This window comes from Paeniglutamicibacter quisquiliarum (genome assembly GCF_019084045.1).
Lineage (GTDB): Bacteria > Actinomycetota > Actinomycetes > Actinomycetales > Micrococcaceae > Paeniglutamicibacter > Paeniglutamicibacter quisquiliarum.
In genome coordinates this window covers 1-23,516 of sequence record NZ_JAHRED010000001.1, presented here as the reverse complement: position 1 = coordinate 23,516, position 23,516 = coordinate 1, and the positions used below count along the sequence as shown (strand labels likewise).

Below are 23,516 nucleotides of genomic sequence, written 5' to 3'. Positions count from 1 at the left end.
GCACCGGCCCGGCGTTTTTGCCGGTGCAGGCCGGCTACCGGCTGCGCAATTCGTCGGCCCGCACCAGCAGCACGCCGCCGACGATCAACAGCCCTCCCAGCAACTGGACTCCGGCAGGCAATTCCCCCAGCAACAGCCAGGCCCACAACACCGCGAAAAGCACCTCGGTGAGCGAGATGAAGGAGGCGAGCTTCGAGCCCAGCGCCCGGGCGGCCATGATTCCGGTGACATAGGCAATGACGGTGGAGAAGAGGACCAGCCCGCCGAGCGCCACCCACCACTGGGTTTCCCAGTTCGCCAGTTTCACCGGGACGAACGCCACCTTCATGTCCAGCACGCCGACCAGTCCCAGCAACCCCATGGCCGCGGACCCGACGAGCAGCCCGCCGGTGGCCAGCACAATCGGCGGCAGTGCGCCGTCGGCGCGGGCGCTGACGAAGAAGTAGACAGTCAAGCCGACGGCCGCTCCCAACCCCCAGAGCACGCCGATGGGATCCACCCGGGTCTCCCCCGCCAAATCCAGCACGGCAACCAACCCGGCCAATGCCAGCAGTGCGCCGCCGATCGTCATGGGCTTGGGCGTCTTGCGGTGTCGGGCCCAGAGGAAGAGCACTATCAGCACAGGGGCCAGGTATTCCAGCAGCAGGGCCACGCCCACGTCGAGCCGCTCGACGGCCAGGAAATAGCAGAATTGGCAGGCGCCGACGCCGAAGAGCCCAAAGAGCAGGATTGACTTCCAGTTGCTGGCAACCAGCGCCCACTTGCCGCGCATGAACAGCAGCGTGGGAACCAGCAGCACCAATGCGGCACCGGCCATGCGCAACGTCACGGCCGCGGAGGGACTCCAGCCGGCCTCCAGCAGGGATTTGGCGAAGGAACCGGAAAGGCCGAAGACCGCAGAGGAAAACAGGGCAATGCCCACTCCACCCAGGCGCGGGCGGATTGCGTCCACGGGGGTCGCCAGGGTTGTCGGCTGCGCCAACTGGGTGGGGATTTCTTCTCTTGGCACGGCGATACGCTCCCTGGGGCGAAGTTGGTCCGACGGTTGAATGGGCTGGTAAGCCGCCTCGACTGTCAGGAGTAAAACTATGTATGATCATGACATTAGATCCACACCGGTTCTTCCGTCAATCCATCAGGCACCACAGGAGTCATAATGATCTTTGCCCCTGACACAGAGATTGCCCTGGGCACGATCGTGGCGCTCATCAATTCGGCAAGCGGTGACGCCGACGAGCTGCTCACGGGTGCCGATCTCGACGAGTTCCTCGAGCAACAGGGGTTCACCGGGTCGCGGACGCACAACGAGGCGGAGCTTCGCTCGGTGCGGCAGTTGCGGACCCAGATGCGCGGCCTGTGGCTGGCTTCCGAGTCGGAGTCGGTGGACCAGGTCAACAACATCCTGCGCAGTGCCCGCGCCATGCCCCAGCTCTTCAAGCACGATGGATGGGACTACCACATCCACGCCACCACCCCCGAGGCTCCGTTGAGCGAGCGCATGGCGGTGGAGGCCGCGATGGCCCTGGTGGATGTGCTGCGGTCGGGCGAATTGTCGCGCCTGCGGGTTTGCGCCGCCGAGGACTGCGAGGCGGTGTTGCTGGATCTTTCCCGAAACCGTTCCAAGCGCTATTGCGACACCGGAAACTGCGCCAACCGGGAACATGTGCGTGCATACCGACAACGAAAATCCGAGCAAAAACACGGAGTCTGAACATACACTGGTGCCATGGCTGAAAGTGCTTTCGGCCCGTGGATCGGAGGAGCACCGTGAACAGCGAAGAAGTACCGCAACCACACGCCGCTGACGAGTACGAAGTCGACCTGGAAAAGTCGAACGACGGCCCGGTACGTGCCGCCGCCCGCTGGGCCGCGGGACTGGTCGATGCATTCTTCGGCGGGGACGGATCCGATGCCGTCGGTGCCGCCGTCGTTGTCCACCGGATCGACAACGATGCCGAAGTACTGCGCATCAATGCCGGCAGCATCGAGGAAGCCGAATCCCTGGTGGCGATGGTGCGCTCGGACCTGGAGGAGTTGGGACACGACGAATTCCTGGACCGCTGGGGCGGACGCGACGGCGCCGAACCTGCCCTCTAACGGGAGCCGGACGACTGCGCTTGCGGCGAATGCCAACCACGTTGGCTCCCGCCGGTTCCCGTGTAGGCGATGAACCGCGGCCGAACGAAACGATCGGACGGGGTCCGCATTGCTCCGACCAGGCCATCAGGAAACGAAGCCGAATCTGCCCGTGGTGGCGCCGGTTCCTCCCCCTTAACTGCAGATGCCGCCCGGGAATCCCGGGCGGCATCTGCTAAAAGCGTGGTTTATCTAGTTCTTCGTCTCGGGCTTCGCATCAGGGGTTTCCGACGAGCGGTTGACGCCGGCTCCGGTCCCCATCTCCTCCGGATTTTCCTTGCTTGCCATGGTCATCACGGAAATGACCAGGAGGCACGCGACGAAGGCGACGCCAAAGGCCACGAGCCCGATGTCGATTCGCAAGGGGTTGTCCGACCCGCCGGTTGACGAAATGGTGGCGATTACGCCGGCGATGATGGCCATGACCAGGGAGAAGGACAGGGGTGCCTTGATGCTCTGCTGCCAAGACTTCTTCTGCTCGGCTGGGGTGTTGCCCACGAAAGGCCCTCCTACAGGTTTTTGATTCAAGATCTATTCTAGCTCCAAAGCCCGGGCTCGGGTTCCTTCGCGGCATGGCGCAGGCCGAAGGCCGAAATCAATTCGAACACCGCCAGTATGATGGCACTGCCGCCGGCCAGGCCCAGCAGCCCGTGGGCGTCCAGGTGCAGTCCCATCAGCAGGGAAGCGCCCGCGCCCAGGGACACGAAGCCGGTGACCAGCTGGTCCTTGAACGGGACAAACTCGGCGCGGTGCCGAATGAAGACCACGATTTCCAGCGCCCCGGCGACGATCCAGGCCGACGCCGCGGCGATCGCGACAACGAGGGTTTCCGGGCGGAACGCCATGACCAGGCCCGCGAGGATCATGGCCACCGCTGCGGCCGCGTAAAGGCCGCGCACGGACTTCGGGGCGCTCGGGGCGCTGGCGTAGTCCCAAAGGAACTTTGCGCTGATCACCATGAAGGCTGCCAGGGCATAGGCCAGCACCTGGTTGGTGGCCGCGGGCCAGAAGATGGACAAGAGCGCAAAACCGGCGGCGGTCGCGGCGCGCCCCATCACTGGGGTGGCTACTTCGGCGGCAATGGTTGCGGGGATTTTTACTGCAGGCACGACTACGAGTCTACCGGCGATGGGCCGCCGGGCCTTATTCGCGCCCGGGCCGCCGGCGGATCAGCTCCGGGCCCAGGTCGGCGATCGTTGCGGCTCCCATGAGTTGCATGTTGACCTCGATTTCCTTGGCAAGCAGCTCGATGACACGCGCAACACCCTGCTCGCCGCCTGCCATCAACCCGTAGAGGTAGGCGCGGCCAATGAGCACGAAGTCTGCGCCGGCGCAGAGCGAGGCGACGATGTCGGCACCTGACATGATGCCCGAGTCCAGGATGATCTCGGTCCCCTCACCGACCTCGGCGCGCACCTCGGTGAGCGCCTCGAAGGAGATCGGGGCGCGGTCCAGCTGCCGCCCGCCGTGGTTGGAGACGACCAGGCCGTCGGCCCCGGCGTCGACGGACTTGCGGGCGTCCTCGGCGGTGAGCACGCCCTTGACGAAGAGTTGGCCGTCCCAGATGGAGCGGATCCACTCCAGGTCGGCAAAGGAGAGCGTCGGGTCGAACATCGAGTTGATCAGCGTGGGCAGGTCGGTGGCGCTGTCGGACAGCGAGGCGAACTTCAGCGAATCCGTGGTCAGGAAGTTGAACCACCACTCGGGGCGGTAGGAGGCGTCCAGCACCGTCTTGAGGTTCAGCCGGGGCGGGATGACCATGCCGTTGCGGGCATCGCGCAGCCGCTGGCCGGCCACCGGGGTGTCGACGGTGACCAGCAGGGTGTCATAGCCCGCGGCCGCGGCGCGCTCGAGCAGCTGGCGCGACTTCTCGCGGTCCTTCCACAGGTAGAGCTGGAACCAGCGGCGGGATTCCGGCGCCGCTTGCGCGACCTCCTCCAGCGACCGGGTGCCCATGGTGGACAGGGAGAACGGGATGCCTGCTGCCGCGGCGGCGCGCACCGCGCCGGTCTCGCCCTCGGCGTGCATGAAGCGGGTGAACCCGGTCGGGGCGATGCCGAAGGGCAGCGCGGAAGGTCCCCCGGCGATGGTGGTGGACAGATCGGCGCTCGCGGTGCCGTGCAGGATGCGCGGGATCAGCTCGATCGAATCGAGGACCTCCCGGGTGCGGGTGTGGGTCAGTTCGCGCTGGGCCGCGCCATCGACGTAGTCGAAGGCCGGGGTCGGGGTGCGCCGCTTGGCGATGGCGCGCAGGTCCCACACGTCGGCGGCCTTGGCCAGGCGGGCCGCCCGCCGGTCCAGGGTGATGGGCTCGAACTTCATCAGCGAGCGAAGTTCGGATATCTGGGGCAGGCGGCGCTTCATCTGGGGTTTTCCGGCTTTCTGTGGATCGTGCGTGGGTGGATGCTGCGTGCGAGGGGGGCAGCTCAGTGGTTGGCGGGAACCCTCAGGGAAAGCAGGACGGCGATCGCCGAGAGCAGGCAGCAGGCCAGCAGGTAGCCGGCGGCCAGGTGCGTGCTGCCATCCGCGGCGTTGACCAGGGCGGCGGCAATGAGCGGGCTGAGCCCGGCGACGACAGCACCGTTGGTCTCGCGGGCCACGCCGATTCCGCTGAGCCGGCGCTGCGGCGGGAAGAGGTTGGTGAGGAATGCGCCCTGGGCGCCGCTGGTGGCCGGGATGACCAGCCCGTAGCCCAGCGCGATCGCGGTGAAGGCCAGGGCGAAGCTTCCGGCGCTGAGGAGCCCGAAGATCGGGTAGGCCAGCGCCGCGCCCATGACGGAACCGAAAAGCAGCACCTTTGCGGCGCCGAACCTGTCGGAGAGCCGGCCGCCCACCGGGGTCAGCGCGACGGAGACCAGGGAACCGAGGGTGACCGCCAACAGGGCGTCGGACTTGGCCAGTCCCACCAACGGGGAGGTCATGAGGCTGAGCGCATAGACGGCCAGGATGTAGTTCATCGCATTGTGGCCGGTGATCGAGAAGAACCCGATGAGCACCTGGCGCCAGTCGCGGGCCAGCACGTCGCGCAGCGGCAGGCGCGCCTTGGTGCGCTCGGCCGCCGCCTTCTCGATGGCCCTCGAGTATTCCGGGGTTTCCTCGAGGCGGTTGCGGATGTACAGGGCCAACAGGAAGAGCACCGCGGACACGAGGAACGGGATGCGCCACGCCCAGCCCAGCAACGCCTCGGTGCCCAGCGAGGAAACGGCGAAGAAGGCGAAGGTCGCCAGCGCGATGCCGGCCGGCGGGGTGGAGAGGACCAGCGAGGTGTAGAAGCCGCGGCGCTTCGGCGGGGCGAACTCGGCCACCAGGGTCATGGCCCCGGCCAGCTCGGCTCCGGCCCCGAAGCCCTGCAGCAGCCGCAGGATGACCAGCAGCAGTGGGGCGGCGGCACCGATTGCAGCGCTGGTGGGCAAGAGCCCCACGCCGACGGTGGCCACGCCCATCAGGATGATGGTCAGCATCATGGCGGGGCGCCTGCCGTACTTGTCGCCGATGTGCCCGACGATGACCCCGCCCAGCGGGCGGGCGACGAACCCCACCGCGAAGGTGGCAAAAGCCATCATGGCGGCGGCCGAGGACACCGCGTCGGAGAAGAAGAGCGGGGCGATGACCAGCCCTGCCGCCGCGCCGTAAAGCGCATAGTCGTACCATTCGATGACCGTGCCGAGCACCGCGGCGAAGACCGCCCGGCGCCCGGCCGGGGTGAGACGCTGGTCCTCGGCACGCTGTTCCTCGGCGCGAAGCCCGGGGTTAGTGGTCATCGTTGACACCCATCCGTTTAGAACTCGTTGAAAAATCCCTGAAAGATATTTCTAACAGGCAGGTAGTATCTTTCACAAGGGCCACGGACGCACCCGGCCCAATGTGACGCGGGCACCGACGCCCGCCGACCCGAGGGAGGTTCACCGATGAGTCCGTCGCTCACCGATCGCCTGGTCGTGCAATTGCGCGCTGCCATCCTCTCGGGACAGATCGCCCCGGGCAGCATCGTGGTCGAGCCGCGCCTGGCCGAGGAGTACTCCGTCTCCAAGACCCCGGTCCGCGAGGCGCTGCGCCTGCTGACCTCCCAGGGCCTGCTCACCGTGCTGCCAAAGAAGGGTTATCTGGTGCGCACAATGGGCCTGCACGACGTGAAGGAAACCCTTGACCTGCGCATGCTCCTGGAACCGCACGCGGCGGCCGCCGCCGCCGGATTCCTGCCGCAGGAACTCACCGTCCGACTGCGCCAGCTGCTCGACACGCAGGCAACGCTCTCCGCCGCCGACCCGCTGGGGGCCATGAATGCGGCGCAGGACTTCCACCAGGCGATTGCTGACGCCTCGCGCAATTCACGCCTGGCCGATTCCCTGCGGCGCTGCTTCGACGAGACCGCCCGCGCCCACCATGTGCTTCCGGGGCTCCAGCACTACATGGGCGCCCCCACCGAGCTTGCCGAGCACGAGGCCATCTACGCCGCGATCGCCGCGGCGGATGCGCGGGCGGCGGAGGAGGCCATGCGCGTGCACCTGCGTTCCATCCGCACCGCCATGGCCCAGCAGTTCACCGACCCGGGAAGCCTTTGGGCCTGAGTTTCCCCGGGGCTCAGGCTCCCAGGCGCATCCACTTGTCGTTGCGCACCCGCCACGTGAGCGTCGCGGCGCGGGCAAGCATGAAGCCCAGCCCGAAAGCCACCCAGATCCAGGCGACGGCCGAGACGCCGGCGTGCTCGAAGAGCGTGACGATGAAGAGCAGCGGCAGGTAGACCAGCAGCGTGAGGACGCCGGCGACCGCCAGGTAGCGCGCGTCCCCGGCACCGATGAGCACCCCGTCCAGCACGAACACGAGCCCGCAGACCGGCTGGGACGCGGCGAGGATCCAGACCCCGACCATGGTCGCCTGCCGCACCGAGTCGTCCGTGGTGAACAGCGCCCCGACAAAGGGGGCGATGGCCGCCAGCAGCACGCCGGTTGCCACGCCGAAGTACAGGCCCCAGCGGCACATGGTCCTGGTCAGCAGGTTGGCCCGCGCCGCATTGCCGGCCCCCAGCTCCTTGCCGATCAGTGCCTGCGCGGCAATGGCCAGCGCATCCAGCGCGAAGGCCATGAAAGTGAAGATGGTGAAGACCAGCTGGTGGGCGGCGAGCGTGAGCGCACCCTGTCCGGTGGCCACCCAGACCGTGGCAAGCAAGGCCAGGCGCAGCGACAGCGTGCGCAGCATCAGCCAGGATCCGACTTGCCCGGTGCCCAGCACCCCGCGCGGGTGCGGCGCCAGCGACTGTCCGGCCTTGCGGATCCGCGGGATAAGCATCCACAGATACACCGTGGCCATCCCCCACTGCGCGATCGAGGTGCCCAGCGCGGCACCCGCAACGGACATGCCCAGCGGGTAGACCAGGATGAGGTTGAGCACGATATTGGCGGCAAAGCCGATCCCCGCCACGTAGAGCGGGGTCTTGGTGTCCTGCATGCCGCGCAGCACCCCGGTCGCGGCGAGCACCAGCAGCATCGCGGGGATGCCGAAGGTGGAATATTGGATGTAGTCCACCGCGAACCGGAGCACCTCGCCCTCGGCTCCCATGGCGGCCGCCAGCATGGGTGCACCGAAGAACCCGACCAGGCCCAGGACCAGACCCAGGCCGACGGCAAGCCAGATCCCGTCGCGCCCGGCGGCCATGGCCCGCCCGAGGTCGCCGGCGCCGATGGCCCGGGCGACGGCGGGGGTGGTGGAGTATGCCAGGAAGACCATGAGTCCCACCGCGGTCTGCAGGACCGTGGTCCCCAGCCCCGCACCGGCAAGTTCGTTGATGCCGAGGTGCCCGACGATGGCCATGTCGGCCAGCAGGAAGAGCGGCTCCGCGATGAGAGCGCCCAGCGCGGGAACCGCCAGCGCCAGGATGGTTCGACCCAGCCCGCGGGAGGCATCGGGGGTGACGACCTGTTTCCTGCCTGCTTCTTTCACCCCACCAGCCTACCGGGCAGGGTGTTGTCCGAAATTCGGGGGAATCGCGCCAACGGCGGGCACCGCCCGGGCGCTTCGGCCCACATGCAGCAAGTCCCGTCCATTGCTGGACGGGACTTGCTGTTAACTACTCAGAGACGATGCCCTAGATCGCAGAAGCGATCCAGATTACCAAGGCAACGGCGACGAGAACGCCTACGATTGTCCAAACAAGGTTGCTTCCACGCATGTGGTCCACTTCCAATCTCTTCGTTGTTACTTCTCAATATGGGTATAGAGAGAACTTCTTCAGCATAACGGGTGGCGACGCCGGGGCCATCACGATTTGCACGGACGCGCCGGGGAAAACCCGTCCTCGGGCCAGTTTTCCCCGCAAGCCTAGGGGCTTCGGCGCAACCCGGCCAGTGCAAGCAGCGCCGCCAGCACCAGCAGGGACACCACCGAGACCACCAACCCCGGCCAGTTGGCAGCATTGAACGCCAGGCCGATGGCCCAGCCGAAGAGCGAGGACCCGGAATAGTAGGCCAGGTTGTAGAGGCTGGCGGCCTGCGCCCGTCCCCCCACGCCCAGCATCGGGATCCAGCCGCTGGCCACCGAGTGGGCTGCAAAGAACCCGGCGGTGAACACCAGCAGCCCCGCGACGATGGTCGGCAGGAAATCGGCCAGCGTCACCGCGAGCCCGGCGGCCATCAGCCCGATGGAGCCCAGCAGCACCGGCAGCCGCCCGAAGCGCGCCACCAGCGCCCCGGATCGGCGCGATGACCAGGTTCCCGACAGGTACGCGACGAACACCAGCGAGGCCAGCGAGGCGGGGATCAGGAAGGGCGGGGCCTCAAGCCGGAATCCCAGGTAGTTGTAGACGGCCACGAAGCCGCCCATGAGCAGGAAGCCCTGCGCATAGAGCACCAGCAGCGGGCCCTTGCGCAGGTTCATCCACAGCTTTTTCCACAGGGGGATGCGGTTCGGGCTGCGCCAGGGCACCGGGGTGAATCCGCGCGGCTTGGGCGCCACCGCGATGAACACGCCGGCGGCGACGGCGGCCATCACCGAGACCACCAGGGTGCCCAGGCGCCAGGAGACGAATTCGCTCAGCGGCCCGGCGACCAGCCGCCCGGCAAGCCCGCCCAGGGTGGTCCCGGAAATGTACGTCCCGGCGGCAACCGCCGAATGCAGCGGCGAGACCTCCTCGGACAGGTACGCCAGCGCGACCGCGGGGATCCCGCCCAGGGCCAGCCCCTCGATGAAGCGCAGGGCCAGCAGCCACTCGAAGCCCGGGGAAAACGGGACCGCCAGCCCCAGCGCCACGGCGGCCAGCACCGCGAAGGTCATGGCGCGCAGCCGTCCCAGGCGGTCCGCGAGCAGCGACCAGAAGAGCACCGAGCAGGCCAGGCCCAACGTCGCCGCGGAGACCGCCAGCGCCGCATCGGCCTCGGTCACCGACAGGTCGCGGGCCAGTTCCGGCAGCACACCCTGCACCGAGTACAGCTGCGAGAAGGTTGCGACCCCGGCGGCGAACAGCGCCAGGATCATCTTGCGGTAGCCGGCGCTGCCATGGGCGTGGCCGCGCCAGGACGCGGAATCTTCGGGAACGCTACTCACGTGTGCGGCGGTCTTTCGTTCGATGTCTACTGCTGGAACAGCGGCAGCAGCGTGTAGGACAGGATCAGCGCCACCGCGTTGTTGAAGACGTGCAGGACATAGGAGTACGCCAGCGACTTGCCCGTGAGCACGTAGGCCAGGGACATCATGATCCCCAGCGTCGTATAGGGGATCGCGCTGGTCAGGTCGAAGGACCCGGCGCCGACGAAGTGCAGGGAGGTGAAGAGCACCACCGAGATCGCCACGCAGACCCAGACGTTGAGCCGGCGGCTGAGCTTGCCGATAAGCAGGTGGCGGAAGACGTATTCCTCGACGAAGGGTCCCAGGATCACGGTGACCACGAACATCGTCAGGAACGGCACCGATCGGGTCATGCCCTCGATGGCCAGCTGGTTTTCGCTCTTGACCGGGTTCCCCATGGAAACCAGGACGGCGGCGCTGACGATCAGCGACCCCAGCCAGCCGCCCGGGACCATCAGGGCCTTGGCCCACGGGTGGTACCTGAACGTGGCGAAGGAGGCCCGCAGTGCCTCGAAGCCCATGATGATGGCCCCGGTGAACACCACCACGTAGATGATGAGGTTCACGCCGAATTGCGCCGAGTCATGGTTCTTGAAGGCCTCGACGAACCCGGGGACCAGCGTCAGCAGGCCGCCGGCGCCCAGGATGAACAGCACCAGGTAGGTCCCCAGCACCACCACGTCCCCGCGCCGCATGGGCCCGGCGTCGAAGACCGGTTGCCGCCTGCGGGGCGGCGGGGCGTACGGGTAGGGAACGGGGTGTTGGTGCATGGTTTCCACCCTACCGATCGTTGCGCGGTTCCGGTGCCTCGTCCCCGCGGCCCGCCGGGCTCATTGGACGCGCAGGCCCAGTTCGTTGGCAAGGATCGGGGCCAGGTCCAGGAGCTGCTCGAAGCTCACCGTGGCGCCCTTGAGCGAGGTGATGCCCGAAAGCGTGCGCAGGCGCGCCCCGCGCAAGTCGACGTCCTTGAGCTTGGCGCCGTTCAGCGCCAGGGTGTCGATGGTGCAGTCGATGAAGGTGACACGTTCCAGGTTCGCTCCCCCGGCGTCGAGCTCCTCGATGTGCACGTCGCGGAATTCCACGTCCTTGATCTTCGCCCGGCGCAGGTTCAGGTAGCCGAGCTTGGCGCGTTCGAACTTGACCGAGCGGAAGGTGGAGCCGTAGAGCTCGGCCGATCCGATGCGCCCGCCCACCACGGCGGTGTTCCACCAGCCCGAGTCGGGGGCCTCCAGCACCGGGGCGTTGACCTCCTCGATGCGGCAGTCCCCGAACGTCACCCGGGCCATGGACGCCCCCTGCAGGGAGACCGCGCGGAAGATGCATTCGGTGAAGACCGCGTCCTCCAGGTCCACCCCTGCGGCGTCGTCTGATTCGAAGAGCAGGCCCTCGGCCCGACCGTCCGTTTCCAGCCCGGTCAGGTCCCCGGACCCGGTGGTGGCCGGTTCCTTGAAGGCGGGCAGGCGGGGGGCTTTCACGGAGGCAGGCATGGGCAATAGCTTATGCGGCGATTCCGGCGATTCCGGCCCTCACGCGCGTTGGCTTTCTCACCTGTCCGCGGCTTGACGGAAGGCCGCGGCCGGTGTCCGGAAGGTGCCGCTACCTGCCGAGGGCGAAGGCCTCGTCCCGGTCCAGTTCCCTCGCGAGCATGGGAGCCAGCGAACGGGAATAGTCGTGGGAGAGGTGCGACTGGTCGTAATAGGTGATCAACGAGCCGACGACGGCGAAGCAGGTTTCCTGGGAGCAGATGGAATCGGTCAAGTCCGCCCGCACGATGCCCTTCGGGGCGGTGTCGCTGTCCAACGCCTTTTGCAGGTTCTGCCGAATCGACATTCCCTTTTGGCGGCTCACCGAGCAGGCCAGCGGGTCCCCGGGGTTCGAGGCCACGCAGGTTGGCACGTTCGTGTTGCCCAGGCGCGGCACCTCGTGGATCACCGCGACGGACTTGCCGGCATCGATCCAGGATTGCCACAGGCTGGTGAAGCCCTCGGTGGCCGGGTCGGTGAATTCGTAGCCCGGGGAGGAAACCCAGGACCGCTTGTTGCCCTGGGCCGCAACGATGACCGCGTCCAGGTCCGGATCCGCCGCAAGCCTCGGGCCCAGGGCGCGCACCGATTCGGTGCACAGGCGTTCGGCGGTGCCGCTGAGCTTTTCGGAGCCCTTGAGCGCGGCGAGGGAAGGCGAGCAGCCGGAGCGGATGTGGGTGACCAGCTCCCAGTCGCGGGCGTTGGCGATTTCCACCAGGGCAGGCAACCAGGCGGAGGCGTGCGAGTCCCCCACCACCGCAACGCGCAGCTTCGGGTTGGAGGTGTTTCCCAGCCTGCAGCTGGACTCTCCCACCTGCAGCGTGTCGGTCTCGCAGCCCGGGAACAACGGGGCGCGCACCTGCTGGGAGACGGCGACCGCCGAGGGGTACGGGGCGAAGTCGGAGGCAACGGGCAGGCAGTCGGCGGGGTTGGCGAGGGTGCCGGCGCCGTAGCAGGGGTCGGAGGCCGCCAGCCGCGGCAGGTTCGCGCTCTGCGCCGAGGCGGCGGTGCCTGCCCACGAAACCCCCGCAAGCACCAGCATTCCGGCCAGCGCAAAGACCAGGGAATTGCGCACCGGCCTGAGCACCGCCCCGAAGCGGAAGGGGTCCTCGATCAGCAACTTGGAGATCCAGGCCAGAACCAGGGTCAAGGCCAGGATGCCTGCCTCGTGGTACCACTTCGGTTCGGCGTGCAGCACGAACGGGGCGACGATGATCAGCGGCCAATGCCACAGGTAGGCGCCGTAGCTCACGTCCCCGACCCGGCGCACCGGGCGGATGGAGAGCCAGGTGGCATGTGAGAACCAGCGCAGCCCCGGCCGCCCGGTGCCGGCGGCGGCGAGCACCGCGGCTGTGCCGAGCACCGGGACCAGTGCCATGGTGCCGGGGAAGCGGGTCTCGGTGGGGATCAGCAGCGCGCCGGCCAGCAGGGTGGCGACGCCGCCCCACCCCAACAGCGCACCGCCGATCCCGCCGATGCCGCGGTTCACGCACCACAGGGCCACCAGGCCGCCGGCGGCAAATTGCCAGGCGCGTCCGGCGGTGTCGAAGTAGGCCGCCTGCGGGCTGGCCGCGGTGACCCAGAGCCCGTAGGCGAAGGAGAGCACGGTGATTGCGCCGATGGTGGCCAGGAAGAGCCGGTGGACGCCGGTGCCGGCGACGTCGTGCCGTCCAGCGCCGAGGCGCCTGCCCCACCGGGGAAACAATTTGCCGGCCGCGAATGCGGCGCCCAGGATCAGCAGCGGCCAGGCGAGGTAGAACTGTTCCTCCACCGAGAGTGACCAGTAGTGCTGCACCACGGTGGCCATCTGCCCGGCGGCCGAGTAGTCGGTGGCGTCGGCGACCAGCGCCCAGTTCTCCACGTAGAACCCGGCGGCGGCAATGTGCTTGAACATGGTGCCGTGCTCGGTGGCGGGGATGAAGGCGAGGACCAGTCCCGTGCTGGCCAGCAGCACGGTGAAGGCAAGGGGCAGCAGCCGCCGGATGCGCCGGGACCAGAAGGTTGCGAGCTTGATGGTGCCGGTGGTGCGCATTTCCCGGAAAAGGTGCGCGGTGATCAGGTACCCAGAGATCACGAAGAACATGTCCACGCCAATGAATCCGCCGCTTAGCGCGCCGGGGCGCAGGTGGTGGATGATCACCATCAGCACGGCGATGGCACGCAGCCCCTGGATGTCGGCCCGAAAGCCCATCGACGAACCGTTGGCATTTTCCCGCGGAGCCTCCGCGGCTTGGGGCCTGTGCGGTGTTCGGGGCGGGACGGAACCGGTTGAAGCTGTCACTCGCGCAAGCCTATCCCACCGCCCAGCGTCCGGTCTCCGGGCGGTGGGCTGGCTTCATGGGCCACGCCGCCGCCGCGCGGAATCCGGCGCGAATCCGGTCATTAACAAGATTCTGGTGTGCAGAATCTTGTGGCAGTGCCGGGGCCCGCGCGCCTACGGTTGGTAGGCCAGATCACAGCGCCCCCACGCGCAGCAGACCAAGGAGCACCATGCAGTTCTACCAGGATGGCTACCGCCCGGGCGACCCCGATATCCGCCCGGCGGCCCCCGGACGCCGCACCCCGGGAACATTCCCCGAACAGGTTGACGTGCTCATCGCCGGCACCGGCCCGGCCGGGTCGGTCCTTGCCGCGCAGCTGGCCGAATTCCCCGACATCTCCACGCTCGTCGTCGAGCGCCGCGAAGCGGCACTGGAGTTGGGGCACGCCGACGGCGTCGCCTGCCGCACCGTGGAGATGTTCAATGGCTTCGGGCTCGCCGAGCGCCTGATGCGCGAGGCCTACTGGGTCAACGAGACCACCTTCTGGGGACCTGCGGAAACCGCGGGCATCGCACGCACCGGCCGGATCCTTGACGTCGCCGAGGGACTCTCCGAGTACCCGCACGTGATCGTGAACCAGGCCCGCATGCAGGACATGCTCTTCGAGCACATGGCCAACTCCCCTTCCCGGCTGGTTCCCGACTACGGACTGGAACTCATCGACGTGGTGATCGCCGAATCCGGCGAGTACCCGGTCACCGCGACGCTGCGCCGCACCGGCGAGGAGCCCGGCAACGAGATCACCGTGCAGGCAAAGTACGCGGTGGGCTGCGAGGGCGCCCGTTCGAACGTGCGCCGGTCGCTGGGCATCAAGATGCAGGGAGACGCCCGCAACCACGCCTGGGGTGTCATGGACATGCTGGCGGTCACCGATTTCCCGGACATTCGCCTCAAGGCGGCGATCCAGTCGGCCTCCGGCGGATCCATCCTCCTGATCCCGCGCGAGGGCGGCTACATGGTGCGCCTCTACGTCGATTTGGGCGACATCGAACCGGGCGACCGCGAGGCCCGGAGCCGGTTCACCGCCGACTCGGTCATCGAGGCCGCGCAGAAGATCCTGCACCCCTACACCCTTGAGGTGAAGGAGATCGTCTGGTGGAGCGTCTACGAGGTGGGCCAGCGCATCGCCGAGCGGTTCGACGACGTGCTTCCCGAGGACCGCGGCACGCGCACCCCGCGCGTGTTCATCGCCGGCGACGCCTGCCACACGCACAGCGCCAAGGCCGGCCAGGGCATGAACGTCTCCATGCAGGACGGCTTCAACCTGGGCTGGAAGCTGGCGGCGGTGCTGCAGGGCCGCAGCCCCGAATCCCTGCTGGACACCTACTCCGCCGAGCGCCAGGTCATCGCCCAGGAGCTGATCGACTTCGACCTGAAGTGGTCCACCGCCATGGCGGCCAAGCCCAAGGACCCCGCCAACCCGGAGGCAGGCGGCATGGACGCCGCCGAGCGCCAGGGCATCTTCACCCAGGGCGGCCGTTTCACCGCCGGATTCGCCACCGACTATTCCCCGAGCATGATCACCGGGCCGGACACCCACGAACACCTGGCCTCCGGTTTCCCGGTGGGCGAGCGTTTCCATTCCTCCCCGGTGATCCGGCTTGCGGATGCCAAGCCGCTTGAGCTCGGCCACCAGGCCCTGGCGGATGGCCGCTGGCGGATCTACGCGTTCGCCGACGCCGCGCGCCCCGATGCCAGGGATTCGCGCCTGGCCGCGTTCTGCGCCTACCTGGGGCAGGATCCTTCCTCCCCCGTGCGCGCATTCACCCCGGCGGGGGCCGACGACGACGCGGTCTTCGACGTGCGCGCCGTGCTCCAGCAGCACCACCGGGACGTGGAGCCCGGCCAGGTCCCCGCGTTCCTCTTGCCGCGCAAGGCGCCGCTGGGCCTCATCGACTACGAGAAGGTCTTCACCGCCGACACCGCGAACGACATCTTCGAGGCGCGCGGCATCAACCGGGAACAGGGCGCCATCGTGGTGGTGCGCCCCGACCAGTACGTCGCCCACGTGCTGCCGCTGGATGCGCACGCGGAGCTGTCCGACTTCTTCGCCGGCATCATGAGGGCCCCGGCGCTGGTGTAGCCGCCCGCACAATTTCGTGCGGTCCACGATAGGTTTCAGGCCTCCCGTGGTGACCCGCGCGCTTGAACTCTCGCCGGCTGTCCAGGGACGACAAAGGCGCGTGACCGATGGGAACAGTTGATCCCATCGGCCACGCGCCTTCGCCAACTACGGCAGGCCGTCAATGATTCGCGGCTAGCTCCTGGCGTCCTCGGTCTCCGACTCCTGGCCGGGCGCGATGCCCTCCAACGCCGGGGCCCCGCCGGGGGCGGGTTCGGCGTCGACATCTTCCGCCGGGCCGGCGAACTGCGACTGGTAAAGCCGGTAGTACGCGCCGCGGGCCGCGAGCAGCACCTCGTGGTTGCCCTGTTCCACGATCTTGCCCTCTTCCATCACCAGGATGGTGTCGGCGTCGCGGATCGTGGAGAGTCGGTGCGCGATCACGAAGCTGGTCCGGTCGCTGCGCAGCGCCGCCATGGCCTTCTGCACCAGCAGCTCCGTGCGGGTGTCCACCGAGGAGGTCGCCTCGTCGAGGATCAGCAGCGACGGGTTGGCCACGAACGCGCGGGCGATCGTGATCAGCTGCTTCTCGCCGGCCGACACGTTGGTGCCTTCCTCGTCGATGACAGTGTCGTAGCCCTCGGGCAGGGCGCGGACGAACCTGTCAACGAAGGTGGCCTTGGCCGCCTCGATGACTTCCTCGTCCGTGGCCTCCAGGCGGCCGTAGCGGATGTTCTCCAGGATGGAGCCGCCGAAGAGCCAGGCGTCCTGGAGCACCATGCCGACCTTGGAGCGCAGGTCCGCCCGGCTGATCTGGGTCACGTCCACCCCGTCCAGGGTGATGCGCCCGGAGTCCAGCTCGTAGAAGCGCATGACCAGGTTCACCAGCGTGGTCTTGCCGGCGCCGGTGGGTCCGACGATGGCCACGGTGTGCCCCGGGTGCGCCTCGAAGGACAGGTCCTCGATGAGCGGCTTGTCTTCCGAGTAGGAGAAGGTGACGTGCTCGAACTCGACGTGGCCGTCGGTGCGGGCCGGAAGCGACGCGGTCACGGTGTCCTCGTCCTGCTCGTCGGCGTCCAGCAGCTCGAAGGTGCGCTCCGCGGAGGCAACGCCGGACTGGAGCATGTTGGCCATGCCGGCCATCTGCCCCAGCGGCTGCGTGAACTCGCGCGAGTACTGGATGAACGCCGTCGCGTCGCCCAAGGACATCTGCCCCGAGGCCACGCGCAGCCCGCCGACCACGGCAATGCCGACGTAGGCCAGGTAGGAGATGAAGTTCATGACCGGGAAGATCATGCCGGAGACGAACTGGGCGCCGAAGGATGCCTTGTAGAGCTCTTCGTTCTTCTCGTGGAAGCGGTCCAGCATGTCCTGCTCGCGGCCAAAGACCTTCATCAGGTCGTGGCCGGAGAAGGATTCCTCGATCTGCCCGTTCAGCGCGCCGGTGTTCTTCCACTGCGCGGTGAACAACCCCTGGGCGCGGGAGCCGATGACGCCGGCCGCGACGGCCGAGAGCGGCAGCGCGATGAGCGCAATCAGCGCCATCTGCCAGGAGATGATGAACATCATGATGATGATGCCGATGACCGTCAGCAGCGACTGCACCAGCTGGCTGATCGCCTGCTGCAGCGCGTTCTGGATGTTGTCCACGTCGTTGGTGACCCGCGAAAGCAGGTCCCCGCGCTGGCGGGTGTCGAAGTAGTTCAGCGGCAGCCGGTTGAGCTTGTGCTCCACGTCGCGGCGCAGGCCATAGACGACCTTCATGACCAGGCGGTTCAGCAACCAGCCCGAGGCCCACATGAACAGGGAGGCCACGAAGTACATGGAGAGCACGATGAGGATATAGCGGCTGAGCAAGGGGAAGTCGATGCCCACGCCGGGGATGAGGTTCATCTTGGACATCATCTCGGCCAGGTCGTTCTGCCCGGAGGCGCGCAGCCCCTCAATGACCTGCTCCACCGGGACATTTGCGGGCATGTTCCCGCCAATGGCGCCGGCGAAGATCACGTCCATGGCCTGGCCCAGGATCTTCGGCGCGATCACCGAAAGCACCACGCCGGCCGCGGCCAGCAGCAGGACCACTGTCATGCCGAGTTTTTGCGGGGCCAGCAGCCCCACCAGGCGCTTGGCCGAGGGCCAGAAGTGCTTGGCCTTGCGGACCGGCACCGAGTCCCCGAACATGTCGGAGGCCCCGGCCGTGTCGAACTCGTCGATCTCGTCTTCTGGTTCCACGACCGCTGTCGTTTCCTTCTTGGTACGTTTTGCCATTTAGGCCACCTCCTCCACTGCCAGCTGGCTGGTCACGATTTCCTGGTAGGTTTCCGAGGATTCCAGGAGCTCCTCGTGCGTTCCGCGGGCCACGATCTCGCCGTGGTCAAGGACCAGGATCTGGTCGGCCCCGGTGATCGTGGAGATGCGCTGGGCGACGATGATGACCGCCGCATCCTTGGTGGGTTCCTTCAACGCGGTCCGCAGATGCGCATCGGTTGCCACGTCGAGTGCTGAGAAGGAATCGTCAAAGAGGTAGACCTCGGGTTTCGCGGCCAAGGCCCGGGCGATGCACAGGCGCTGGCGCTGTCCTCCGGAGACGTTGGTGCCGCCCTGGGAGATCTTCCCGTTGAGGCCGTCCTCGCGTGCCGCGACGAAGTCCTCGGCCTGCGCGGTGCGCAGGGCGTCCCACAGGTCCTCGTCGCTGGCGTGCTCGGCGCCGAAGCGCAGGTTGGAGGCGACGGTTCCGGAGAAGAGGTAGGGGCGCTGCGGGACGGTGGCCACCGAGGTGGAAATCTGCGCGCGGGTCAGCTTGGTGACCGGCACCCCGCCCACGAGCACCTGGCCTTCCTTCGCGTCGTAGAGCCGCGGGATCAGGTTCAGCAGCGTGGTCTTGCCCGAGCCGGTGGACCCGACGATGGCGGTGGTCTCGCCGCGGCGGGCGGTGAAGGAGATGTTGTTGAGCACTGGGGCCTCGGCACCCGGGTAGCCGAAGGTGACGTTGCGGAACTCGATGGTTCCCGGGGCGTCCATCTCGGCGACGTGCTCGTGCTGGTCGGTGAGGCTCGGGGCCATGGTGGTGACCTCGTCGATGCGCTCGGCGCAGACGATGGCGCGGGGAATCATCATGGCCATGAAGGTTCCCATCATCACCGCGATGAGGATCTGCAGGAGATACTGCAGGAATGCGGTCAGCGCACCGACCTGCATTTCGCCGGTCTCCACGCGGTGCCCGCCGAACCACAGCACGGAGGCGGTGGCGATGTGCAGGATCATGCCGATCAGCGGGAACATCAACACGAAGAGGTTGCCGACCTTCACGCCCACGCGGGTGAGCTTGGCGTTGGCCTCCTCGAAGCGCTCGGTCTCGTGGGGTTCGCGCACGAAGGCACGCACCACGCGGATGCCGGTGATCTGCTCGCGCAGCACCCCGTTGATTCCGTCGATGCGGTCCTGCATCTGGCGGAAGAGCGGCATCAGGAAGATGACCAGGACGCCGACGACCACGAGCAGGACGGGCACGGAGACCCAGACCAGCCAAGACAGGCCGACGTCTTCGCGCAGCGCCATGATGATGCCGCCGATGCACATGATGGGGGCCGAGACCATGAAATTCAGGCCCATCAGCACCAGCATTTGCACCTGCTGCACGTCATTGGTGCCGCGGGTGATCAGCGTTGCTGCACCAAACTTGTTCACATCCTGCGCGGAGAACGCGGTGACGGCGTCAAAGACGGAATGGCGCAGGTCCCGGCCGATGGCCATGGCGGTCCTCGCGCCGAAGTACACGGCGGCGATGGCCGTGAGCACCTGGACGAATGCGACGGCAAGCATCACGCCGCCGGTGCGCCAGATGAAGTCGGTGTCGCCCTTGACCACGCCGGTGTCGATGATGCGGGCGTTGAGGCTGGGCAGGAAGAGTGTGGCGATGGTGGTGGCGAGCTGGAAGAACAGCACGGCGGCAATCCACCACTTGTAGGGTTTCGAATGTCTAAGTATGAGCTTTAAGAGCATCAGGCAGTGTCCTCATGATTTTTTAGCCGCACGAATCCACCATGGTTTGGTGGCCCCGCGAGGGCGGCAACGCGGCATTTTTCAGCCAAGCATTGGTCACTCTACCCTCGATGCCCCACGGTTTGACCCTCCCTAAGACTGATTTTTTCCGGGGCCGTACATCGCAGGATGTGGGGGTGATTTGGCGACTGCAAACATCATGCCTTGCAGCGCACGGTTTTTCCCGATTCCCTTTCGGTGTCCATGCGAAAACCCTAGGCTGGAAACGACATCAACAATTTGCTTGATCGAATGGAGAATTTCATGTCCTTGCTTTCAACACCCTTGTCCTCCGGCGACCGCGCCCCGGGGTTCACCCTGGCCGATGCCCGAGGCAGGGAGGTCTCGCTGGGCGACTATGCGGGGAAGAACGTTGTCGTGTACTTCTACCCCAAGGCGGCAACGAAGGGCTGCACAACGGAGGCCTGCGATTTCAGGGACAACCTCAACTCGCTGCGGGCCGCCGGATACGAGGTCCTGGGCATTTCCCCGGACGAGGGCGATGCGCTGGCCTCGTTCGCCGAGGCCGAGTCGCTGAATTTCCCGTTGCTCTCGGATCCTGATTTTGCGGTGGCCGCCGCCTATGGTTCGTATGGGCAGAAAGAGGTCAGCGGCAAGAAGTTCTCCGGCACCCTGCGCAGCACCGTGGTGGTTGGCCCGGACGGCAAGGTTACTTTGGCCGAATACAACGTCTCCGCCGACGGCCATGTGGCCAGGCTGCGCGAGGAACTCGGGGTCTAGGAAGCCACCCGCGCACGGCTCCGCTGGCCTAGGCGCCGGCGCCAGGGCAGTTAAAGACGGCGGCACCGGCGCGGATCGTGTCCGCGCCGGTGCCGCCTCCGGCTTCCTACTCTGAGTCGGAAGCCCCGGTGACCGAGAACTCGTGGTTCCCCGTCGGGTCGGAGAGCGCGTCGGCGTTCGCCCGCGCGGCGGCGATGTCCCGGATGCGGCCGCGCGAGGCGTACCAGCCGATCATCAGCGCCGGGATGATGACGATGATCGAGGCAACGGTCCAGGTGCCCACCGGGGAGTCAAAGGCCATCAACACGATAACCGCCAGCAGGAAGGCGAGGGTCAGGTAGCCGGTGTAGGGCGCCCCGATCATCCGGAAGGCCGGACGCACCGCTCCCCCGCGCTTGGCCAGGCAGTAAAGGGCCAGCTGGCAGAGCACGATCATGCCCCAGGAGGCGATGATCCCCAGCGCCGCCATGTTCAACACGATCTCAAACGCCTCGGCCGGAACCACTGCATTGAGCACCACGCCCAGGCCCGCCACCGCTGCGGTCAGCGCGATGCCGCCATAGGGCACACCCTGCTTGTTCAGCTTGGCGGTGAAGCGCGGCGCGGATCCGGCAAGCGCCATCGAGCGCAGGATGCGCCCGGTGGAGTAGAGCCCGGCATTCAACGAAGACATCGCGGCGGTGAGCACCACCAGGTTCATGATCGAGTCCATGCCCGAAACGCCGATGGAACCGAAGAACGTCACGAACGGGGATTCGCCGGCCTTGTAGGCGGAGTAGGGCAGCAGCAGCGAGAGCAGCACCAGGGAGCCGACGTAGAAGACGGCGATGCGGATGATCACGGTGTTGATGGCCTTGGGCATGACCTTTTCGGGGTTCTGCGTTTCGCCCGCGGCGGTCCCGATCAGCTCGATCGAGGCGTAGGCGAACACGACTCCCTGCATCACCACAACCACCGGCAACAGTCCGTTGGGGAAGAACCCGCCGTTGTCGGCAATCAGGGAGAAGCCAACCTCGTGCCCGGCAACCGGGGTGCCGAAAATGACGAAGTACACGCCCACCGCCAGGAACCCGACCAGCGCGACGACCTTGATCAGCGCGAACCAGAACTCGAGTTCGCCGAAGACCTTCACCGAGACCAGGTTCAGGCCCAGCACGATCAGCAGCGCCGCAAGCGCCCACACCCACTGCGGGACCGAACCGATCCAGGGCACGTACTTGGCGAAGAAGTTCATGTACAGCGCGATCGCGGTGATGTCCACGATGGCCGTCATGGCCCAGTTGAGCCAGTACAGCCAGCCGGTCACGAACGCTGCCTTCTCGCCGAAGAACTCGCGGGCGTAGGAGACGAAGGAGCCCGAGGAGGGGCGGTGGACGACCAGTTCGCCCAGGGCACGCAGGATCAGGAACGCGAAGAACCCGCACACGGCGTAGCTGAACATCAGAGCCGGGCCGGCACCCGCCAGACGGCCGCCGGCGCCCATGAACAGCCCCGTGCCGATGGCCCCGCCAATGGCGATCATCTGGATCTGGCGGGATTTCAGGCCCTTGTGCATCCCCTTGTCCTCGGCGGTCAGGGCCGAGCCGGGGGTGTCAGGGCGGTGCGTGGTGCGGGTTTCTGGGATTTCACTAATCATGCGCAGGTGCCTCTCGGGGAGTGTCTAGGGCGTGCTCAAGGGTGGAACGGATGGTGCTATTCGCTGAGGTTGGCCAGGCGCTCGGGGCGCAGCAGCTCGTTGAGCTGGGCCGCGGTGAGCAGCCCGTGCTCCAGGACCAGCTCGGCCACGCCGCGGCCGGTGGACAGGGCCTCGACAGCGATCTTGGTCGAGGCGGCATAGCCCAGCTGAACGGTCAGCGCGGTGACCAGGCCGATGGAGTTCTCCACCTGCGCCCGCAGCTTGTCCTCGTGCGCGGTGATGCCCACGATGCACTTGTCGGCCAGCGTGGTGCAGGCGGCCTCCAGGTGGCGCATCGACTTGGTCAGGCTGTGCACGATGATCGGCTCGAAGGCGTTGAGCTGCAACTGCCCGGACTCGGCGGCCATCGTGATGGTCACGTCGTTGCCGATGACCTCGTAGGCCACCTGGTTCACGACCTCGGGGATCACCGGGTTGACCTTGCCGGGCATGATCGAGGAGCCGGACTGCACGGCGGGCAGGTCGATCTCGCCCAGCCCGGCGCGCGGGCCGGAGGAGAGCAGTCGCAGGTCGTTGCAGACCTTGGAGAGCTTGACCGCCACGCGCTTGAGCACCCCGGAGAGGTGGACGAAGGCGCCGACGTCGGCGGTGGCCTCGATCAGGTCGAACGCGGTCTCCAGCTTCAACCCGGAGATCGAAGCCAGGTGCGAGCAGGCCAGGGCCGAGTAGCCCACCGGCGCGTTCAGCTCGGTGCCGATGGCGGTGGCGCCCAGGTTGATCTCGTGGATCAGCAGCGTGGACTCGGCCAGGCGGGCACGGTCCTCGCCGAGGGTGACGGCGTAGGCGTTGAATTCCTGTCCCAGGGTCATCGGGACGGCGTCCTGCAGCTGGGTCCGGCCCATCTTGACCACGGTGCGGAACTCCACTGCCTTGGCGGCGAAGGCGGCGCCCAGGTGCTCCATGGCGGCGACCAGCGAGGTGGCGCCGAAGATCGTGGCCACGCGCACCGCGGTGGGGTACACGTCGTTGGTCGACTGGCTGAGGTTCACGTGGTCGTTGGGGTGCAGGTACCGGTACTCGCCCTTGGCGTGGCCCATGAGTTCCAGTGCCCGGTTGGCGATGACCTCGTTGGCGTTCATGTTCGAGGAGGTCCCGGCGCCGCCCTGGATCACGTCGACCACGAACTGCTCGTGGAGCTTCCCGGCGATGATTTCGCGGCAGGCCTCGATGATGGCTGCCGCGCGGGTTGCATCGAGCAGTCCCAGTTCCAGGTTGGCCTGGGCGGCGGCCTGCTTGACCATGGCCAGGGCCGTGACCAGGTGCGTGTTGGTGGACAGCGGCTGGCCGGTGATCGGGAAGTTTTCCACGGCGCGCAGCGTGTGCACGCCCCAATATGCCTCCGCGGGAATATCCCTGTCCCCGATCAGGTCGTGTTCGCTGCGGGTCGCGCGGGGGGGCGGCAACCTGCAAGGTGGCGGTGGATTCGGACATGGCTCTCC

The 23,516-nt window shown here is 67.1% G+C and carries 19 protein-coding genes; 5 read left to right on the top strand and 14 right to left on the bottom strand.

Annotation, left to right across the window (positions count from 1 at the left end; all coding sequences use genetic code 11):
• Positions 1–34: 34 nt before the first annotated feature.
• On the bottom strand, positions 35–1,009 hold the full coding sequence (locus KRR55_RS00095) for an EamA family transporter (RefSeq protein WP_217387011.1): 975 nt from the start codon (positions 1,007–1,009) through the stop codon (positions 35–37).
• 147 nt (positions 1,010–1,156) lie between these two features.
• Here KRR55_RS00095 and KRR55_RS00090 point away from each other — a divergent pair, with 147 nt between their 5' ends.
• Positions 1,157–1,711 carry a CGNR zinc finger domain-containing protein gene (locus tag KRR55_RS00090; protein WP_217387010.1) on the top strand — a complete coding sequence of 185 codons (555 nt, stop codon included), beginning with the start codon at positions 1,157–1,159 and terminating at the stop codon, positions 1,709–1,711.
• Positions 1,712–1,767: 56 nt separating this feature from the next.
• Complete coding sequence (locus tag KRR55_RS00085; RefSeq protein WP_217387009.1) at positions 1,768–2,097, top strand: hypothetical protein; 330 nt, start codon at positions 1,768–1,770, stop codon at positions 2,095–2,097.
• A gap of 231 nt (positions 2,098–2,328) precedes the next feature.
• On the opposite strand, the gene KRR55_RS00080 is transcribed toward KRR55_RS00085, so the two are convergent.
• The 4 genes from KRR55_RS00080 to KRR55_RS00065 form a co-directional block, all read right to left on the bottom strand.
• Positions 2,329–2,634: a hypothetical protein gene (locus KRR55_RS00080; protein ID WP_217387008.1), complete on the bottom strand. Its 306-nt coding sequence runs from the start codon at positions 2,632–2,634 to the stop codon at positions 2,329–2,331.
• Between the two features lie 38 nt (positions 2,635–2,672).
• A complete protein-coding gene (locus KRR55_RS20595) occupies positions 2,673–3,245 on the bottom strand; it encodes a DUF308 domain-containing protein (RefSeq protein WP_217387007.1) in 573 nt (190 codons plus the stop codon).
• A gap of 34 nt (positions 3,246–3,279) precedes the next feature.
• A complete protein-coding gene (locus KRR55_RS00070; protein WP_217387006.1) occupies positions 3,280–4,500 on the bottom strand; it encodes an alpha-hydroxy acid oxidase in 1,221 nt (406 codons plus the stop codon).
• 62 nt (positions 4,501–4,562) lie between these two features.
• Entirely contained in the window at positions 4,563–5,897 is a 1,335-nt protein-coding gene (locus tag KRR55_RS00065; RefSeq protein ID WP_217387005.1) for an MFS transporter, read from the bottom strand.
• Between the two features lie 147 nt (positions 5,898–6,044).
• Between KRR55_RS00065 and KRR55_RS00060 the strand changes: the two genes are divergently transcribed.
• Positions 6,045–6,704: a GntR family transcriptional regulator gene (locus KRR55_RS00060; RefSeq protein ID WP_217387004.1), complete on the top strand. Its 660-nt coding sequence runs from the start codon at positions 6,045–6,047 to the stop codon at positions 6,702–6,704.
• Positions 6,705–6,717: 13 nt separating this feature from the next.
• On the opposite strand, the gene KRR55_RS00055 is transcribed toward KRR55_RS00060, so the two are convergent.
• From KRR55_RS00055 to KRR55_RS00035, 5 genes are all read right to left on the bottom strand, one after another.
• A complete protein-coding gene (locus KRR55_RS00055; protein WP_217387003.1) occupies positions 6,718–8,073 on the bottom strand; it encodes an MATE family efflux transporter in 1,356 nt (451 codons plus the stop codon).
• A 378-nt stretch (positions 8,074–8,451) separates the two neighbouring features.
• Positions 8,452–9,603, bottom strand: coding sequence for an MFS transporter (locus tag KRR55_RS00050; protein WP_254455761.1), 1,152 nt, complete (start codon positions 9,601–9,603; stop codon positions 8,452–8,454).
• Positions 9,604–9,698: 95 nt separating this feature from the next.
• Positions 9,699–10,463 carry a CPBP family intramembrane glutamic endopeptidase gene (locus KRR55_RS00045; protein ID WP_217387001.1) on the bottom strand — a complete coding sequence of 255 codons (765 nt, stop codon included), beginning with the start codon at positions 10,461–10,463 and terminating at the stop codon, positions 9,699–9,701.
• 60 nt (positions 10,464–10,523) lie between these two features.
• A complete protein-coding gene (locus tag KRR55_RS00040) occupies positions 10,524–11,168 on the bottom strand; it encodes a pentapeptide repeat-containing protein (protein WP_217387000.1) in 645 nt (214 codons plus the stop codon).
• A 121-nt stretch (positions 11,169–11,289) separates the two neighbouring features.
• Positions 11,290–13,407: an acyltransferase family protein gene (locus KRR55_RS00035; protein WP_217386999.1), complete on the bottom strand. Its 2,118-nt coding sequence runs from the start codon at positions 13,405–13,407 to the stop codon at positions 11,290–11,292.
• Positions 13,408–13,706: 299 nt separating this feature from the next.
• Between KRR55_RS00035 and KRR55_RS00030 the strand changes: the two genes are divergently transcribed.
• The gene (locus tag KRR55_RS00030) at positions 13,707–15,620 is read left to right on the top strand and encodes an FAD-binding monooxygenase (RefSeq protein WP_217386998.1); all 1,914 of its coding nucleotides are present in this window, start codon (positions 13,707–13,709) and stop codon (positions 15,618–15,620) included.
• A 174-nt stretch (positions 15,621–15,794) separates the two neighbouring features.
• Here the strand turns inward: KRR55_RS00030 and KRR55_RS00025 are convergent, their stop codons facing one another.
• Both KRR55_RS00025 and KRR55_RS00020 read right to left on the bottom strand, forming a co-directional pair.
• Entirely contained in the window at positions 15,795–17,867 is a 2,073-nt protein-coding gene (locus tag KRR55_RS00025) for an ABC transporter ATP-binding protein (RefSeq protein WP_217386997.1), read from the bottom strand.
• On the bottom strand, positions 17,868–19,601 hold the full coding sequence (locus KRR55_RS00020) for an ABC transporter ATP-binding protein (protein WP_217386996.1): 1,734 nt from the start codon (positions 19,599–19,601) through the stop codon (positions 17,868–17,870).
• A 303-nt stretch (positions 19,602–19,904) separates the two neighbouring features.
• Here KRR55_RS00020 and bcp point away from each other — a divergent pair, with 303 nt between their 5' ends.
• Complete coding sequence (gene bcp, locus KRR55_RS00015; protein ID WP_254455708.1) at positions 19,905–20,381, top strand: thioredoxin-dependent thiol peroxidase; 477 nt, start codon at positions 19,905–19,907, stop codon at positions 20,379–20,381.
• Positions 20,382–20,487: 106 nt separating this feature from the next.
• Here the strand turns inward: bcp and KRR55_RS00010 are convergent, their stop codons facing one another.
• Both KRR55_RS00010 and KRR55_RS00005 read right to left on the bottom strand, forming a co-directional pair.
• Positions 20,488–22,017, bottom strand: coding sequence for an amino acid permease (locus KRR55_RS00010; RefSeq protein ID WP_217386994.1), 1,530 nt, complete (start codon positions 22,015–22,017; stop codon positions 20,488–20,490).
• A 56-nt stretch (positions 22,018–22,073) separates the two neighbouring features.
• Entirely contained in the window at positions 22,074–23,480 is a 1,407-nt protein-coding gene (locus tag KRR55_RS00005) for an aspartate ammonia-lyase (RefSeq protein WP_217386993.1), read from the bottom strand.
• Positions 23,481–23,516: the final 36 nt, after the last annotated feature.

Bases quoted from the DNA above. Each gene is read 5' to 3' on its own strand.
- KRR55_RS00090 (WP_217387010.1), top strand. From the start codon at position 1,157: ATGATCTTTGCCCCTGACACAGAGATTGCCCTGGGCACGATCGTGGCG.
- KRR55_RS00070 (WP_217387006.1), bottom strand. From the start codon at position 4,500: ATGAAGCGCCGCCTGCCCCAGATATCCGAACTTCGCTCGCTGATGAAG.
- KRR55_RS00065 (WP_217387005.1), bottom strand. From the start codon at position 5,897: ATGACCACTAACCCCGGGCTTCGCGCCGAGGAACAGCGTGCCGAGGAC.
- KRR55_RS00060 (WP_217387004.1), top strand. From the start codon at position 6,045: ATGAGTCCGTCGCTCACCGATCGCCTGGTCGTGCAATTGCGCGCTGCC.
- KRR55_RS00050 (WP_254455761.1), bottom strand. From the start codon at position 9,603: ATGATCCTGGCGCTGTTCGCCGCCGGGGTCGCAACCTTCTCGCAGCTG.
- KRR55_RS00045 (WP_217387001.1), bottom strand. From the start codon at position 10,463: ATGCACCAACACCCCGTTCCCTACCCGTACGCCCCGCCGCCCCGCAGG.
- KRR55_RS00035 (WP_217386999.1), bottom strand. From the start codon at position 13,407: ATGGGCTTTCGGGCCGACATCCAGGGGCTGCGTGCCATCGCCGTGCTG.
- KRR55_RS00030 (WP_217386998.1), top strand. From the start codon at position 13,707: ATGCAGTTCTACCAGGATGGCTACCGCCCGGGCGACCCCGATATCCGC.
- KRR55_RS00025 (WP_217386997.1), bottom strand. From the start codon at position 17,867: ATGGCAAAACGTACCAAGAAGGAAACGACAGCGGTCGTGGAACCAGAA.
- KRR55_RS00020 (WP_217386996.1), bottom strand. From the start codon at position 19,601: ATGCTCTTAAAGCTCATACTTAGACATTCGAAACCCTACAAGTGGTGG.
- bcp (WP_254455708.1), top strand. From the start codon at position 19,905: ATGTCCTTGCTTTCAACACCCTTGTCCTCCGGCGACCGCGCCCCGGGG.
- KRR55_RS00010 (WP_217386994.1), bottom strand. From the start codon at position 22,017: ATGATTAGTGAAATCCCAGAAACCCGCACCACGCACCGCCCTGACACC.